The sequence below is a fragment of the Shewanella basaltis genome, from assembly GCF_023283885.1.
GTDB lineage: Bacteria > Pseudomonadota > Gammaproteobacteria > Enterobacterales > Shewanellaceae > Shewanella > Shewanella basaltis.
Genome location: NZ_JAKILA010000005.1, coordinates 119,044 through 134,875, shown reverse-complemented (window position 1 = coordinate 134,875; position 15,832 = coordinate 119,044). Strand labels below are relative to the sequence as shown.

Sequence of the window (15,832 nt, the reverse complement as noted above, 5' to 3'; positions counted from 1 at the left end):
AAACAGGCAATGTGGGTGGCGAATTGGACTTTTGCCGCGTTAACACTTTAAAATTAGTCGCAACCTTCATTTAACATGATAACAAATAGGTTTTTAACTATGACAACATTGACTAAAGAAGAGGTCATTAGCCAACTGCAATTAGCACTTGAAACACAATCAGGCAAAGCGGTTTCGATTGAGCAAGCAGGTAGCTGGTATAAAATTGATGGTGGTAAATCTGTTCGCTTTAGCGAGCTTGAGCGCATGCATGCAGAACATTGCACAACATCAAAAGCGGCCACTGTACAAACCGTGGCAAAAACTAAAGCTGTTGTAAAACAACAGCCAGCTAAAAACGTTAACAACGCAGGTGGACTCACACCAAAGCAGTTGTGGCGTTTAAAGCTCGAAAACACTGCAGGTAATCAAACATTACCACGAGGATTCTAGTTATACCATTGCGCGTTAGTAAGTGATCTCTCAGCGAGAATTTAAAAGGGCTTAAACAAGGCGAATGACTGAATGAATAGATTCTCTTTCGAAGTCATACAACGCAGTGTAAGCCCTTTTAAAACTCGCCAAAAAGGAATGCCCCAGCCGCTTTTGCTTTACGTTCTCGCTATTTGAAAGGAAACAACCATTACTACATAGCGACGCCTTAATCAAAAACCGCTGGACGCATTCACAGTGGTCGCTTATTAATGCGCAATGGTATTATATAGGGCGAAAACCTCGCCTATCAGGAAGAATCAACACAAAAGGAGCCAATGGCTCCTTTTGTGTTGAGGTAAGCAGTTAACCGTTTAGCGAGTAAATAATGTTAGCGCCTTACATGGCTAAATCGACTCTGACATAGCCTTTTAAATAAACCACCCTGACCTCGTCCCCTGCATTAAAGCTCATACCAGGGTCCACATCTTGGATCACCATCACCTGGCTGCCATCTTCTTGATTTATCATCAGCTCAACCAGTTTGTTCTCTAGGTAATAAGCTGAACGGCCATGTTGACTGCCTAAACCTCCACCAATCAGAGCCCCAAGGACAGTAGCAACATCTTGTCCAGAGCCGCCACCAAATTGGTGACCGATCACGCCGCCAATTAATGCCCCGCCAAAGGTTTTCCAACCGCTATGGCTGTCTTCAACTAGCTGTTTTTCGCTCACATGCCGAACACTATCAACCGTGCCGTATAACACCTTTTCAACGGGCACAGCCTGATTTCGCTCATAAGCCGCCTGTGCTTGGTTATAAAACAAGCAAAATGTCAGCAAAATTGCAAAAAAACTCTGCCCAGTCACAGTTATGATTTTAAACATCGCTATTTTCCGCTAAGTTAACGATAAGGTATGCCAATTAATATACTCAATTGTGAACTCACTGTCTTATTTAAATCAAGCTATCGGCTTTCCACCACCAGAACATGCTCTGAACGATCCTAACGGCTTGTTGGCCATAGGTGGTGACTTGCAACCACAACGCTTACAGCAAGCTTATTATCAAGGTATTTTCCCGTGGTTTAATGCCCAAGATCCTATTTTATGGTGGTCTCCCGACCCTCGTGCAGTATTTGTACCCACTCATCCATTTGGCAGTAGAAGCTTGATAAAGTTCCTCAAAAAAGTGTCTTGGCGCTATACCATCAATCATGCCTTTTTAGATGTTTTGGCCGGCTGTGCTGCTCCGCGTAGCAATCAGGATGGCACCTGGATTTCTGCAGAGATACAGATGGCGTATTACGAATTGCATCTTCAGGGGAAAGCACATTCGATTGAAGTATGGGACGGCGATCATTTGATTGGTGGTTTATATGGCATACCTGTTGGCGGTGTTTTTTGCGGTGAATCAATGTTCCACCGGCAAACTAATGCATCAAAAGCAGCCTTTGCTATACTTAATCAACACACAGTTAAGCATGGTTTTCATTTAATTGACGCACAAGTTATGAACCCTCATTTAGTAAGTTTAGGTGCAAAAGCCTTAGCCAGAAGTGAGTTTTTACACTTATTGCGCCAATACCGGGACCAACACATTTCGGCGGCAATATGGTCGCCACAAGAGGTGTTCATTGAACTCTAAGTCTGTCAGCGTCGGCATTAGCCATCCTTTTGATTGTAATTACATTGAAGGAAATACAGAGCAGCTATTAGTTATTCAAGAACAACAAATTGATGCCAATTTATTTGAGCAACTCCTTGGGATGGGCTTTCGCCGCAACGGTAATTCAATTTATAAACCACGTTGCCCAAGTTGTGATGCCTGCCAATCAATACGCTTAAATGTGCACGATTTCGTACTCTCTAAGCGACAAAAAAGAACCCTAAAAAGTAATCAAGATCTCCACTGGAAAGTAACCCACCAAACGCGTCCTGAGCATTATCAACTTTACCAACGTTATATTAACGAACGCCATCAAGATGGCCCCATGTACCCTGCTTCTCAAAGCCAATATGATGATTTTTTGCTTTCAGACTGGTTACCGCCCATGTTTATCGAAGTGTTCGATAAAGACAAATTGATAGGGGTTGCTGTTACCGATAATTTGCCCCATAGCTTCTCAGCCATATACAGTTACTTTGACCCAGACTATGCCGATAGATCGCTAGGTTCTTTAATGATCTTAATCCAATGTCAATTAGCAAAATCCATGGGCAAAAAATTTTTGTATTTAGGCTATCAAATTGATCAAAATCGAAAAATGCGTTACAAGCGGCAGTATCGACCTTATCAAATTTTAACCCCACAAGGTTGGCAAATTAGCGAAAAACTTGACCCTCTTTCTTGCTAACACCCTTTACAGTTAAGCGATTTTGGGGCATGATACGCCCGATTTTTCATATTTGAAGGCTAATGGGATAACTTATTAATGGCGAAAGAAGACAACATTGAAATGCAGGGCACTATCCTTGAGACCTTGCCAAACACAATGTTCCGCGTAGAGCTGGAAAATGGACATGTGGTGATAGCCCACATCTCTGGCAAAATGCGCAAAAACTACATCCGTATTTTAACGGGTGACAAAGTCACGGTTCAGTTGACACCTTATGACTTATCAAAAGGTCGTATCGTCTTCCGCGCACGTTAATCGCTAGCCTCAACATTGCAAAAGCCGACTGTAAGTCGGTTTTTTTGTTGTTGAGTTTACTATTCATTATCTGATCAGGCAGTAAACAAATATTGCAGTATAAAGCACCATAAAACACCTGAACGGATGACACAGTTAATGTGATGGATATACGAATACTGCGGATAAAAAAAGATGACCATTAGGTCATCTTTTTATTGTCAATTTCCAGCGTAAAAACGCTTATTAAGACACCTTCTCGGTTGCCTCACAATCAATATTAATCTCACCATCTTTAACATCAATATGTGCAATACCACCGCGTTCAAGCACACCAAATAAGATTTCATCTGCAAGAGGACGCTTAATTAACTCAGTCACCACCCGCGACATAGGACGAGCACCCATTGACTTGTCATAGCCTTTTTCAGCCAACAAAGTACGTGCTTCATCGCTCACATCTAAAGTGACCCGCTTATCATCTAGCTGCGCTTGAAGTTCGACTAAGAACTTATCAACCACTTTGGCAATAACCGTCATATCTAAATGGTTAAACCACACAATTGAATCTAAGCGATTGCGGAACTCTGGCGAAAACACTTTATTGATTTCCGCTAACGCATCTTGAGTATGATCTTGTTGCTGGAAACCAATAGACTTACGAATAGTCTCTTGTACACCCGCATTGGTCGTCATCACCAAGGTGACATTTCTAAAATCAGCTTTACGGCCATTATTATCAGTCAATGTGCCATGATCCATGACCTGTAAAAGTAAGTTGAACACATCAGGATGGGCTTTTTCAATTTCATCAAGTAGCACCACACAATGTGGGTTCTTAATGACGGCATCGGTTAGCAATCCACCTTGATCATAACCAACATACCCTGGAGGTGCGCCGATTAAACGCGACACAGTATGACGCTCCATGTACTCAGACATATCAAAACGAATGAGCTTTAAATTTAAACATGATGCAAGCTGACTGGTGACTTCTGTTTTACCAACCCCCGTAGGACCAGCAAACATAAAGCTACCCACCGGCTTTTTATCTGAGCCTAGACCACTTCGAGACAAGCGAATAGCAGCGCTAAGGCTCTCAATGGCTTTGTCTTGCCCAAAGACCACCATCTTAAGGTTGCGTTCAAGGTTACGTAACATGTCCTTGTCAGTCGACGATACCGACTTCTCAGGTATACGCGCGAGTTTTGCAATAATCGCTTCGATTTCAGCCTGGCCGATGGTTTTTTTACGTTTACTTTGCGGCATCATCACCATACGAGCACCCGCCTCGTCGATCACGTCAATGGCTTTGTCAGGTAAATGACGGTCATTGATATGCTTAGCAGACAAGCTGGCAGCGCTGCTGATGGCTGCCTGAGTATAGCGCACACCATGATACTCTTCGTATTTTGACTTTAACCCCATCAAAATCTTAGTGGTTTCAGCGACAGACGGCTCATTAATATCAATTTTTTGGAATCGACGCGCTAAAGCACGGTCTTTCTCAAAAATGCTTTGATACTCTTGGAAGGTGGTTGAGCCCATGCAGCGTAACTTGCCACTTGATAACAAGGGTTTTAATAAATTAGATGCATCCATGACCCCGCCAGACGCCGCTCCTGCACCAATAATCGTATGAATTTCATCGATAAATAAAATCGCATGCTCATCGGCTGAGAGTTCTTTTAATAAGCTTTTAAAGCGCTTTTCAAAATCACCTCGGTATTTAGTCCCTGCGAGTAACGACCCTAAATCTAACGAGTACACTGTGGCATCAGCCATCACATCTGGTACTTGTTCCGTCACAATTCGATACGCTAACCCTTCGGCTATTGCCGTTTTACCCACTCCCGCTTCACCTACCAACAACGGATTGTTTTTACGACGACGACACAAGGTTTGAATTGCACGCTCTATTTCAGCATCACGGCCAATTAATGGATCGATAGTTCCGTCTTTGGCGAGTTGATTGAGGTTAGCAGCAAACTGCGATAGCATGCTGCGCTCTTCGCTACTTTCAGATTGATCTTCAATGCGCTCTTGATCTGAGGACTCACGTGACTCTTCGTCTTTGCTCATGCCATGGGAAATAAAATTCACCACATCAAGACGAGTAATATCGCTACGACGTAACAGGTATACCGCTTGCGATTCTTGCTCACTAAAAATGGCCACTAACACATTCGCGCCAGTCACTTCATTGCGACCAGAGGATTGCACATGAAACACAGCACGTTGAAGCACCCGCTGAAATCCAAGTGTGGGCTGAGTTTCACGCTCTTCAGATGACTCTGCAATAATGGGTGTGGTTTGTTGAATGAAATTAGCCACCTCTTCACGAAGGCGATTGACATCCGCACCACAGGCAATAAGCGCCTCGTAAGCAGCTGGATTATCAATAAGCGCTAATAATAAATGTTCTACCGTCATGTATTCATGACGTGAATCTCTAGCTTGCTGAAACGCTAGGTTCAAGGTGACTTCCAGATCTTTGTTCAGCATAAGCACCCCCTAAAATTAACCACAGACTGTAAGAAAACGATTTTTATGCTTTCTCTAATGTACACAGTAACGGATGTTGGTTTTCTCTTGCAAACTGATTTACTTGAAAAACTTTTGTTTCGGCGATCCCAAATGGGAAAACACCACACAATCCTTTGCCCTGGTGATGTATCGCTAACATGATATCAACAGCTTGCTGCTCGTTTTTATCAAAGAAGCGTTGCAACACTTCAACCACGAAATCCATTGGGGTGTAATCATCATTGTTTAACACCACTTTATACATATGGGGTGGTTGTAGCTCAGATTCAACCTTTTCTTCGGTATGTTCTACACTGCCTAATTTTGCCATTGTTTAATACTAGCCTCTCGTTTGAATCCCGACCACTTGATATTATTAAATTAATTAAATGTTGTCTTTTTGTTAAATTCCACTTGACATCTTTTCGTACAAATTTCATTCTGTTTGTTAGGCGGCGAATACTAGACCGCTGGATAATAAGTTTTACTATCTTACTGGTAAGTAGACAACAGAAGGAAGTGGAAGTATGGCAAACGGAACTGTAAAGTGGTTCAACAACGCCAAAGGATTCGGGTTTATTTGCCCAGATCAGGGTGGCGAGGATGTATTTGCGCACTATTCAACTATCGAAATGGAAGGTTATCGTACCTTAAAAGCAGGTCAACCTGTTTGCTTCGAAGTTGAAGAAGGTCCTAAAGGAATGCATGCTTCAGCCATCTCACCTACAAAATAGTAGGTAGAGACTATAAAACAAAAAGACAGGGATTTTAATCCCTGTCTTTTTTATTGTCTAAAAATAATGCATTAACTGAGTTATTTATAGTGGCATTACAATAAAGTAATGCCCTATTGACACATCAATTAACCAATTAATTTATTCAATGTTGCACTTGGGCGCATGGCTGTTTCAGCTTTAGCCGCATCTAGACGGTAGTAACCACCCAAATCAACAGCAGGGCCTTGTGAACCATTAAGTTCAGCTAAAATAACTGTTTCATTGGCTGCTAGCGCTTGTGCTAAAGGCGCAAAATGCTCAGCAAGTTGTGCATCGGCAGTTTGCTTAACTAATGCTTGTGCCCAGTAAAGACCTAGGTAGAAGTGGCTACCACGGTTATCTAATTCACCGACACGACGTGAAGGCGATTTATTACTGTCTAAGAACTCACCAATTGCCACATCTAACGTATCAGCAAGCACTTGGGCTTTAGGGTTGTTAGCTGTTTGAGCTAAATGCTCTAATGATGCAGCTAGCGCTAAAAACTCACCTAAAGAATCCCAACGTAAGTGGCCTTCTTTTTCTACCTGTTGGACATGCTTTGGTGCACTACCACCTGCGCCTGTTTCAAATAAGCCACCGCCATTCATTAACGGTACAATTGATAACATTTTAGCACTTGTGCCTAATTCAAGAATTGGGAACAAATCGGTTAGGTAGTCACGCAACACGTTACCGGTAACAGAAATGGTATCTTGGCCTTTAATGATACGCTCTAACGTTACGCGAGTTGCTTCAACTGGAGACATAATTTGAATGTCTAAACCTGCTGTATCTTCTTGTGCTAGGTATTGAGTCACTTTTTTGATTAATTCAGCATCATGTGCACGCGCGCTGTCTAACCAGAAAATAGCTGGAGTATTGCTTAAACGTGAACGTCTCACGGCTAACTTAACCCAGTCACGAATCGGAGCATCTTTTACCTGACACATACGGTAAATATCGCCCACTTCGACGTTGTGGCTCATTAACACATCGCCAGCTTGATTAATCACGTTGACAGTACCTGCTGCGGTAATCTCAAATGTTTTATCATGACTACCATATTCTTCGGCTTTTTGAGCCATTAGGCCCACGTTTGGTACGCTACCCATTGTTGTTGGGTCAAACGCGCCATGTTTTTTACAAAATGCGATAGTTTCTTGGTATACACCAGCGTAACAACGATCTGGGATCATCGCTTTGGTGTCTTTTAATTGGCCATCAGGGCCCCACATTTGGCCAGATGAACGAATAGCAGCAGGCATAGATGCATCAATAATGATGTCGCTTGGTACATGCAGGTTGGTGATACCTTTGTCTGAATCAACCATAGCTAGTGCTGGACGCGCTGCATAAACGGCAGCGATATCTGCTTCAATTTCGTTACGCTTTGCATCAGGAAGTGACTTAATTTTGGCGTAAACGTCACCAAAACCGTTATTAACATCAACACCTAACTCAGCAAATAATTGACCGTGCTTATCGAATACATCTTTAAAGAACACCTTAACAGCGTGACCAAACAAAATAGGGTCTGACACTTTCATCATGGTGGCTTTTAAGTGAAGCGAGAGTAAAACATCTTCTGATTTGGCTGCTTCAATTTCGCGAGTATAAAAATCAACTAAGGCTTTTTTGCTCATTACCGCCGCATCAATCACTTCATCAGCTAGCAGTGATAAACCACTTTTAAGTACCAGTTCAGAGCCGTCAGCTTTTGTTAACACTATGTTGACTTTATCAGCAGCAGGTAACGTCACAGATTGTTCGCTACCGTAAAAATCACCTTCGCTCATGTGAGCAACGTGTGATTGTGAAGTACTTGCCCATTTACCCATTGAATGTGGGTTTTTCTTAGCATAGTTTTTCACCGACGTTGGAGCACGGCGATCAGAGTTGCCTTCACGTAAAACAGGGTTTACCGCACTGCCTTTAATTTTGTCATAACGTGATTTAGCTTCTACCTCTGCTTCATTTTTAGGCTCGTCTGGGTAGTTAGGTATGTCATAGCCTTTGGCTTGTAACTCGGCAATACAGGCTTTTAACTGTGGAATTGACGCACTGATATTAGGCAGTTTAATAATGTTTGCTTCTGGCTGGTTAGCTAATTCGCCTAATTCAGTCAACGCATCAGCAATTTTTTGTTCCTCTGTTAAATTTTCAGGGAAGTTAGCAATGACACGACCAGATAAAGAAATATCACGGGTTTCAACTTTTACGCCTGCAGCATTGGTAAAAGCACGAATAATAGGTAAAAAAGATAAAGTAGCAAGTGCTGGAGCTTCATCGGTTTCAGTGTAAATGATCGTTGGAGTGTTATCTTTCATTATATTTCCTACATTATTGTAAATTAATAATTTATTAGAATAAATTGTACAAACAACTGACGGGCTTTGGTGGATAACACTCACCTGAGTGAACCTTGATTTGCAACTACAGCACACATCCTGTGCGAGCTTAGTATGTGAAATCCCCTATCCCATTTTTTATTATATTTTCTTGTCACTGCTGAGGTTTATTTAACGATAATTTAACCTCAACAAGTGAGTAATTAGGTACAGATCACAATTTTTAGGCGGACATCATAGATCATAATTGCTCATTTTCAAATTCCACTAAGGGCGAATACACAGTAAACTATCATAAAAAATACCAAAATCGTTCGCTTGTCCCCGTGTTATGTCCAACAAAGGATGTCATCTAAACGTTTATGTCAAATGCCGGTAAAGTTAACTCGCTTAAAAAACAGACCAAAAAACACCCAAATTCTATAGGGGGGCGTTTTGCTAACAAACGCCGTCTCCCACGTAAAACAAACAATAAACCTGCAACCACGCAACCGGTTATTGTGCTATTTAATAAACCTTTTGATGTGTTGTGCCAATTTACAGATGAGGCTGGCAGACAAACACTTAAAGACTTTATTGCAATTCCAGATGTGTATGCTGCAGGGCGTTTAGATAGAGATAGCGAAGGTTTATTGCTGTTAACAAACGATGGCAAATTACAGGCACAGTTAACCCAGCCCAATAAAAAAACCTTTAAAACCTACTGGGTACAAGTAGAAGGAGAACCCTGCGAATCGGCTATAAAATCATTATCGGACGGCGTGGTTCTCAAAGACGGCATGACGTTACCTGCAAAAGTAAAAAAGATGGATCCCCCGAATATTTGGCCAAGAGTACCACCGGTGCGTGAGCGAAAATCAATACCAACAACCTGGCTTGAAGTGCAAATTTGCGAAGGTCGAAATCGTCAAGTAAGACGAATGACTGCTCATGTGGGCCACCCAACCTTAAGATTAATCCGTTATAAAATAGGTCAATGGTGTCTAGATGATTTACAAAGTGGACAATACAAACAAATCAGCCAACGTTAATCATTAACCATAAATAACACAGGCCAAGCACTAAAAAAGGGAGTGAAACAGATGACTCAACGTTACAAACCTAATACCACGGTTGCTTGTGTGATCCACAGCCAAGGGCAGTTTTTACTGGTTGAAGAAATGATAGATGGCCTGGTTAAATTTAATCAACCTGCAGGACATTTAGAAGCCAACGAGTCACTGATTGATGCCTGTTCACGAGAAATTTTAGAAGAAACAGGACTTGCCATTACACCGCAAGCCATTGTCGGTATTTATCAATTTAGTGCCAGTGATACACTCGCATTTGTACGTTACACTTTTTGTATTAACCTTGAACAACCACTTAAAGCCACACCTCTTGACAGCGCCATTACCCGCACTCATTGGTTGTCTCGAACACAAATTAGCGAGTTAGGTAGTCAATTACGCAGTCCTTTGGTACTCAACAGTATTGATGATTATATTCAACAGGCTGGTTTATTGAACGAAAACACAACTGAAAACGTAACCCAACATAACCAAGCCAAATCTTGCCCAAGCCATTTTCCATTATCCTTGATTAATGCCGATTATTTACACACACATTAGCACCGCACGCTCCTTTATTGACTGTTGTTCAAGATAGCCCAGCGCTCGAATGCGTGGTAGAATATGCGCCGCACAAATGCAATGTTGACACCTTAAGATAAGATTTAGCTAATTTTTAACCTTGTTTAATGGCTTAGGCACAGTCAATTTTTATCATTAGCTTGAAACCGTTAACAGGCGCCACCATATACATATTCTCTTTATTCAATGGTTTTTAGGATTTATGACATCAATCAACCCCACTTCTAATGGTAAAAAAGTCATTGTCGGCATGTCCGGCGGTGTAGACTCTTCAGTGTCGGCCTATTTGCTTATCCAGCAGGGCTACGAGGTTGAAGGTCTATTTATGAAGAACTGGGAAGAAGACGATACCGACGAATATTGCGCTGCTGCAGATGATTTAAAAGATGCACAAGCTGTGTGTGACAAACTTGGCATCAAAATGCATACCGTCAACTTTGCTGCCGAATACTGGGACAATGTGTTCGAGTATTTTTTGGCCGAATACAAAGCCGGTCGCACACCAAACCCTGACATCATGTGCAACAAAGAAATTAAATTCAAAGCATTCCTAGAATTTGCCGACGAGATTTTAGACGCCGACTATATCGCCATGGGTCATTATGTGCGTCGTCGTGACAACCGCGACGGCAGCGTTGAAATGCTCCGTGGTGTAGATGGCAATAAAGATCAGAGCTACTTCTTATACACCCTTAGCCATGAGCAAGTCGCACGCAGCTTATTTCCAGTAGGTGAGCTTGAAAAACATGAAGTACGTGAGATTGCCAAAAAAATGGGCTTAATCACTCACGACAAAAAAGACAGCACCGGCATTTGTTTTATTGGCGAACGTAAATTTACTGATTTCCTTGCCACTTATTTACCCGCACAACCTGGCGACATTGAAAACAGTGAAGGCGAAGTCATCGGCACGCATCAGGGCTTGATGTATCATACCCTTGGCCAACGTAAAGGCCTTGGTATTGGCGGCCTTAAAAACAGTAGCGAAGATCCTTGGTACGTCGTTGAAAAAGATTTAATTCGTAATGTACTCGTGGTTGCACAAGGCGCAAATCATCCACGCCTGATGTCACAAGGCATGACAGTTAACCAACTGCATTGGGTTGACCGCAAAGGCCCGGCCAATAACAGTCAAATCACAGTCAAAACTCGCTACCGTCAACGCGATGTGCCATGCACCTTAATTTATACAGATCCCAATAATATCACAGTGACATTCGACGAACCTGTAGCCGCTGTCACCCCTGGCCAGTCAGCAGTGTTTTATGATGGCGAAACTTGTTTAGGCGGCGGTATTATCGATACTTTGATCCGAGGTTAAACCGTGAGTGATACCCAAGACAACATCTTATTCGAGCGCACCATGGCATTTGCAGGTATTTTACAGGCAATCGGCCAAGTTCAGTATTTAGCGCGTCATGGAGACAGCGAAAAAGAAGCCTTAGCAGCAACACTAAATACTATTTTAGTGACAGAACCTGAATCGACCGCAGACGTTTACCAAGACAAAAGTATTTTACACAAAGGCTATCAGCTCATTCAAAATCAATTGGGTGATGGTAGTAACAAAGATGTTGAAACGACACGTTATTTGGTCGGTATACTTGCATTAGAGCGAAAGCTGGCTCGCTCTGCTAATGGCTTAGGCATGCTTGCAGAGCGCATTAATCAAGTTCATCGTCAATTAAGTCACTTTGCCATTACCGATGAGCAAGTATTGTCTAATTTTGCCAGTATCTACAGTGACATCATTAGTGAGCTTGGGCCTAAATTGCAAATATCAGGCAACCCAGATTGCCTAAAGCAACCCATAGTACAACATAAAATTCGTGCCCTTCTGCTCGCCGCTATGCGCAGCGCAGTATTATGGCGTCAATTAGGGGGTAAACGCCGTCATTTGGTGTTTGCCCGTAAAGCGATATTTGATATTGCAAAACAATGCCAAAATAATAATTAATCGATTCACCCTACAACAAAGTTCATCAAGGAGCTTCAAATGGATCTTTCCGCACTAACTGCTATCTCTCCGATAGACGGTCGTTATGGTAGTAAAACCGCCTCTTTAAGAGGGATTTTCAGCGAGTTCGGTCTTACAAAATACCGTGTTCAAGTTGAAATCAACTGGTTAAAGCTATTGTCTAGCTGCCCAGAGATTGAAGAAGTTCCCCCATTCAGCGAAAGCGCACTGGCCTTGTTAGACAGCATCAAAGACAATTTTAGCGAACAAGATGCCCTTCGTGTCAAAACCATCGAAAGCACCACCAACCATGACGTAAAAGCGGTTGAATACTTCATCAAAGAAAAAATAGCCGACAATGCAGAACTTGCGGCCATTGATGAATTTGTGCATTTTGCCTGTACATCAGAAGACATCAACAACTTATCTCACGGTTTAATGCTAAAAGAAGCTCGTGAACAAGTGTTAGTGCCCTATTGCCAACAAATTATTGATGCAATTAAAAAACTTGCCCATGACAACAAAAGTGTACCTTTAATGTCGCGCACTCATGGCCAGCCAGCATCACCGTCAACGTTAGGTAAAGAAATGGCCAACGTTGCCGTGCGTCTTGAGCGTCAATTAAACCAAATCAATGCGGTTGAGATTATGGGTAAAATCAATGGTGCTGTGGGTAACTACAACGCCCACATTTCTGCCTACCCTGAAGTGAACTGGCATGAACTGTCACAACGTTTTGTGACTAGTCTTGGCATTAACTGGAACGCCTACACCACGCAAATTGAGCCGCATGATTACATTGCAGAATTATTTGATGCTATTGCGCGTTTCAATACTATTCTTATCGACTTTGATCGTGATATTTGGGGTTACATTGCGTTAGGTCACTTCAAACAGCGCACCATTGCTGGTGAAATTGGTTCATCAACCATGCCGCATAAAGTTAACCCAATCGACTTTGAAAACTCTGAAGGTAACTTAGGTATTGCTAATGCATTAATGCAACACCTAGCGGCTAAATTGCCAGTATCAAGATGGCAGCGTGACTTAACAGACTCAACGGTTTTACGTAACCTTGGTGTCGGCATGGCGCACTCGCTCATTGCTTACCAAGCCACCTTAAAAGGGATCAGTAAGTTAGAGGTCAATGAAGCACAACTACTTGCCGAGCTTGATAAAAATTGGGAAGTATTGGCCGAGCCAGTACAAACCGTGATGCGTCGTTATGGTATTGAAAAACCATACGAAAAGCTTAAAGAGCTCACCCGTGGTAAACGCATTGATGCACAGCAACTTGCGGTATTTATCGATGGTCTTGAACTGCCAGCACACGTTAAGGTTGAATTGAAAAAAATGACCCCTGCAAATTACATTGGCCGAGCAGAAGCCTTTGTCGACGAGCTAAAATAGTCATTTAATCGACACGAACTAATCTTGGCGGTCGCATCTGTGACCGCTTTTTTATTGGATGTAACACTCTTTCTGAGGTCAATGATGTACACATTAAATATTGATACCCAAGCCTTTATTAAACAACATTGGCAACAGAAACCACGCTTAATGCAACAAGCCTTTGTCGATTTTGAAGACCCCATAGCCGCAGACGAGCTTGCAGGCCTTGCCTGCGAAGAAGAAATATCTTCACGAGTGGTCGTTACCAAAGGTGAAGACTGGGATGTGATACAAGGCCCATTTGAAGATTATGATCAATTTGGTGAAGACAACTGGCAATTATTAGTACAAGCCGTTAACCATTGGTATCCTGCTTCACAGCCGTTAGTAGAGGCATTTCGCTTTTTACCCGACTGGCGCTTTGATGACTTAATGGTGTCGTTTGCCACACCCGGTGGCGGCGTAGGACCACATATCGACAACTATGATGTGTTTATTATTCAAGGTGAAGGCGAGCGTCGTTGGAAAGTCGGGGACAAAGGCCAACATAAACGCCGAGGCAATAACCCTAACTCGCCGCTTGTTGAGGATTTTGAAGCCATTATTGATGTAGTACTAAAAAAAGGCGACGTATTATACATTCCGCCAGGCTACCCACATTGCGGCGAAACCGTCACCTTAGCCATGTCTTACTCCATTGGTTTTAGAGCGCCCAGCCAGCAAGAATTGTTATCAGAGATCGCCGATAGCCTTATCGACACCAATCAAGGACACAAACGCTTTACCTCTAAGGAAGAACCGAGCTCGCCTGGTCTCATTAGCCAAGCTCACCAGCAAGGTATAATGGATTTATTGGTTCAACTTGCTCAAGATCCTCAAGCCTATCAAATCATGCTAGGTAAATTATTGAGTCAAAATCGTTTCGAACTCGATATTTGTGAAGGTGAAGAGCCATTAAGCAGTGATGACTTAATTGATGCCATAGAACAAGGTGCAATTATTCAGCGTATTGGGGGCTTAAAGGTATTACGTCTTGAACAAGACAATCATGCGCGGTTATTTATTAATGGTGAAGTATATCCACTGCCTGACGTTAAGGAAGACGTATTACAACTGCTTGCCAATCAAGTCAGTATTTTACCAGAGCAAGCCAGTGAACTTATTGAACAGCCGACTTTGCTAGCCGTATTTACCCAACTGATTAACCAAGGTTTATTTTACTTAGCAGACGATGAATAATACCAGTCAAGATAAATAAGTGATCAGAAATTGCGTAGAAAATCGCATCGTTCAAGGCAGAAATTGTAGCGAGTGAGTTATTCTACCTTCAACATTGCTAACACGTTATAAGCGATGTTATCTAGTAAGAATGATCACATTATCATGCTGATGAGTATCACTATTTACCCTAAACAAAAAGGCACCTAGGTGCCTTTTTGTATATCATCGCGCTTTGCAGTAAATACTACGCCCTGGCACTAACCCCAAAGCTTCTCGTCTTGGTGCATTTTGTATAAGCTTTCTGCACGTGACACTAATAGCTGTGCAAACTTCATCTGAGTGGCATCTTTTGTCATGCCAGATTTATGCAAGTTTTCAGCTTTTAATTGCCACATCATCGAAAAATGTCGAATCGCATCACGGGCAGTGGCCGCCACTTTCACATCGACATAATCAGAAGGCAAATCACCAGACATCACCCAAAATGTTTGTTTTTTAGGTTGTTTAGATTCCATTTTCCAAATCGCTAAATAAGGCGCAAGATAACGACTTTCGCTGGCTAGCACATTACTTGGGATCACGCCCTTTTCAGCTAAAAAACGATTTGCTTTTTGAAACTGTGTACGTACCCACTCTTGTCTCATGGCTTCTTGATCTACTGCGGGTTTGGTAACCTGCTCTGCAACTTCTTCAGTCATAATACTTCCTATCTTATTGTTATATTACAGGTTAGAACAATAATTAACCTGCTATGCAATCTCAAAAACAATGATGCAACATAACTTACTTTACGTTTACGTAAAGTGGCAAGCTAAATTGCCACATCAATCACAAAAATAACTAAATCGTGCTTTGTTGAGAGTATCGCTAAATGCTATCGTGCTGCAATAAATATAACAAGCAGTCGTTTGTACCTAATGTATTGTAAAATACTGGGTACGATAACTTAATAAAA

General features: G+C 42.2%; 16 protein-coding genes. 11 read left to right on the top strand and 5 right to left on the bottom strand.

Annotation, left to right across the window (positions count from 1 at the left end):
• Window positions 1-99: 99 nt before the first annotated feature.
• Entirely contained in the window at window positions 100-432 is a 333-nt protein-coding gene (locus L2703_RS05860) for a hypothetical protein (protein ID WP_248970188.1), read from the top strand.
• Window positions 433-810: 378 nt separating this feature from the next.
• Here L2703_RS05860 and L2703_RS05855 read toward each other — a convergent pair whose 3' ends face one another.
• The gene (locus L2703_RS05855; protein ID WP_283107816.1) at window positions 811-1,299 is read right to left on the bottom strand and encodes an outer membrane lipoprotein; all 489 of its coding nucleotides are present in this window, start codon (window positions 1,297-1,299) and stop codon (window positions 811-813) included.
• A 52-nt stretch (window positions 1,300-1,351) separates the two neighbouring features.
• Here L2703_RS05855 and aat point away from each other — a divergent pair, with 52 nt between their 5' ends.
• From aat to infA, 3 genes are all read left to right on the top strand, one after another.
• Window positions 1,352-2,059 (top strand): leucyl/phenylalanyl-tRNA--protein transferase, encoded by a 708-nt coding sequence (gene aat, locus L2703_RS05850; RefSeq protein ID WP_248970187.1) that lies wholly within the window; start codon window positions 1,352-1,354, stop codon window positions 2,057-2,059.
• Window positions 2,049-2,768, top strand: a complete 720-nt coding sequence (locus tag L2703_RS05845; protein WP_248970186.1) for an arginyltransferase — start codon at window positions 2,049-2,051, stop codon at window positions 2,766-2,768. Before aat ends, L2703_RS05845 begins: the two co-directional genes overlap by 11 nt.
• Before the next feature lie 78 nt (window positions 2,769-2,846).
• Window positions 2,847-3,065, top strand: a complete 219-nt coding sequence (gene infA / locus L2703_RS05840) for a translation initiation factor IF-1 (protein ID WP_011496276.1) — start codon at window positions 2,847-2,849, stop codon at window positions 3,063-3,065.
• A gap of 225 nt (window positions 3,066-3,290) precedes the next feature.
• Here infA and clpA read toward each other — a convergent pair whose 3' ends face one another.
• Complete coding sequence (clpA, locus tag L2703_RS05835; RefSeq protein WP_248970185.1) at window positions 3,291-5,549, bottom strand: ATP-dependent Clp protease ATP-binding subunit ClpA; 2,259 nt, start codon at window positions 5,547-5,549, stop codon at window positions 3,291-3,293.
• Window positions 5,550-5,592: 43 nt separating this feature from the next.
• On the bottom strand, window positions 5,593-5,901 hold the full coding sequence (clpS, locus tag L2703_RS05830) for an ATP-dependent Clp protease adapter ClpS (RefSeq protein WP_238103524.1): 309 nt from the start codon (window positions 5,899-5,901) through the stop codon (window positions 5,593-5,595).
• 196 nt (window positions 5,902-6,097) lie between these two features.
• Here clpS and cspD point away from each other — a divergent pair, with 196 nt between their 5' ends.
• Window positions 6,098-6,304, top strand: a complete 207-nt coding sequence (gene cspD, locus L2703_RS05825; RefSeq protein WP_160052900.1) for a cold shock domain-containing protein CspD — start codon at window positions 6,098-6,100, stop codon at window positions 6,302-6,304.
• A gap of 128 nt (window positions 6,305-6,432) precedes the next feature.
• Here cspD and L2703_RS05820 read toward each other — a convergent pair whose 3' ends face one another.
• Window positions 6,433-8,655, bottom strand: a complete 2,223-nt coding sequence (locus tag L2703_RS05820; RefSeq protein WP_248970184.1) for an NADP-dependent isocitrate dehydrogenase — start codon at window positions 8,653-8,655, stop codon at window positions 6,433-6,435.
• Window positions 8,656-9,038: 383 nt separating this feature from the next.
• Here L2703_RS05820 and L2703_RS05815 point away from each other — a divergent pair, with 383 nt between their 5' ends.
• The 6 genes from L2703_RS05815 (at window position 9,039) to L2703_RS05790 (ending at window position 14,895) form a co-directional block, all read left to right on the top strand.
• Window positions 9,039-9,707 (top strand): rRNA large subunit pseudouridine synthase E, encoded by a 669-nt coding sequence (locus L2703_RS05815; protein ID WP_248970183.1) that lies wholly within the window; start codon window positions 9,039-9,041, stop codon window positions 9,705-9,707.
• Between the two features lie 51 nt (window positions 9,708-9,758).
• Window positions 9,759-10,286 carry an NUDIX hydrolase gene (locus tag L2703_RS05810; RefSeq protein ID WP_248970182.1) on the top strand — a complete coding sequence of 176 codons (528 nt, stop codon included), beginning with the start codon at window positions 9,759-9,761 and terminating at the stop codon, window positions 10,284-10,286.
• A gap of 223 nt (window positions 10,287-10,509) precedes the next feature.
• Window positions 10,510-11,628 (top strand): tRNA 2-thiouridine(34) synthase MnmA, encoded by a 1,119-nt coding sequence (gene mnmA, locus L2703_RS05805; RefSeq protein ID WP_248970181.1) that lies wholly within the window; start codon window positions 10,510-10,512, stop codon window positions 11,626-11,628.
• Between the two features lie 3 nt (window positions 11,629-11,631).
• Window positions 11,632-12,264, top strand: coding sequence for a high frequency lysogenization protein HflD (gene hflD / locus L2703_RS05800; protein WP_346347541.1), 633 nt, complete (start codon window positions 11,632-11,634; stop codon window positions 12,262-12,264).
• 39 nt (window positions 12,265-12,303) lie between these two features.
• A complete protein-coding gene (gene purB, locus L2703_RS05795) occupies window positions 12,304-13,674 on the top strand; it encodes an adenylosuccinate lyase (RefSeq protein WP_248970180.1) in 1,371 nt (456 codons plus the stop codon).
• Between the two features lie 84 nt (window positions 13,675-13,758).
• Entirely contained in the window at window positions 13,759-14,895 is a 1,137-nt protein-coding gene (locus L2703_RS05790; RefSeq protein WP_248970245.1) for a ribosomal protein uL16 3-hydroxylase, read from the top strand.
• Between the two features lie 239 nt (window positions 14,896-15,134).
• On the opposite strand, the gene L2703_RS05785 is transcribed toward L2703_RS05790, so the two are convergent.
• Window positions 15,135-15,575 (bottom strand): DUF4826 family protein, encoded by a 441-nt coding sequence (locus tag L2703_RS05785; protein WP_248970179.1) that lies wholly within the window; start codon window positions 15,573-15,575, stop codon window positions 15,135-15,137.
• Between the last annotated feature and the right edge of the window lie 257 nt (window positions 15,576-15,832).

Bases quoted from the DNA above. Each gene is read 5' to 3' on its own strand.
- clpA (WP_248970185.1), bottom strand. From the start codon at position 5,549: ATGCTGAACAAAGATCTGGAAGTCACCTTGAACCTAGCGTTTCAGCAA.
- L2703_RS05820 (WP_248970184.1), bottom strand. From the start codon at position 8,655: ATGAAAGATAACACTCCAACGATCATTTACACTGAAACCGATGAAGCT.
- infA (WP_011496276.1), top strand. From the start codon at position 2,847: ATGGCGAAAGAAGACAACATTGAAATGCAGGGCACTATCCTTGAGACC.
- L2703_RS05855 (WP_283107816.1), bottom strand. From the start codon at position 1,299: ATGTTTAAAATCATAACTGTGACTGGGCAGAGTTTTTTTGCAATTTTG.
- clpS (WP_238103524.1), bottom strand. From the start codon at position 5,901: ATGGCAAAATTAGGCAGTGTAGAACATACCGAAGAAAAGGTTGAATCT.
- L2703_RS05815 (WP_248970183.1), top strand. From the start codon at position 9,039: ATGTCAAATGCCGGTAAAGTTAACTCGCTTAAAAAACAGACCAAAAAA.
- L2703_RS05860 (WP_248970188.1), top strand. From the start codon at position 100: ATGACAACATTGACTAAAGAAGAGGTCATTAGCCAACTGCAATTAGCA.
- L2703_RS05785 (WP_248970179.1), bottom strand. From the start codon at position 15,575: ATGACTGAAGAAGTTGCAGAGCAGGTTACCAAACCCGCAGTAGATCAA.
- cspD (WP_160052900.1), top strand. From the start codon at position 6,098: ATGGCAAACGGAACTGTAAAGTGGTTCAACAACGCCAAAGGATTCGGG.
- L2703_RS05790 (WP_248970245.1), top strand. From the start codon at position 13,759: ATGTACACATTAAATATTGATACCCAAGCCTTTATTAAACAACATTGG.
- purB (WP_248970180.1), top strand. From the start codon at position 12,304: ATGGATCTTTCCGCACTAACTGCTATCTCTCCGATAGACGGTCGTTAT.
- L2703_RS05810 (WP_248970182.1), top strand. From the start codon at position 9,759: ATGACTCAACGTTACAAACCTAATACCACGGTTGCTTGTGTGATCCAC.
- mnmA (WP_248970181.1), top strand. From the start codon at position 10,510: ATGACATCAATCAACCCCACTTCTAATGGTAAAAAAGTCATTGTCGGC.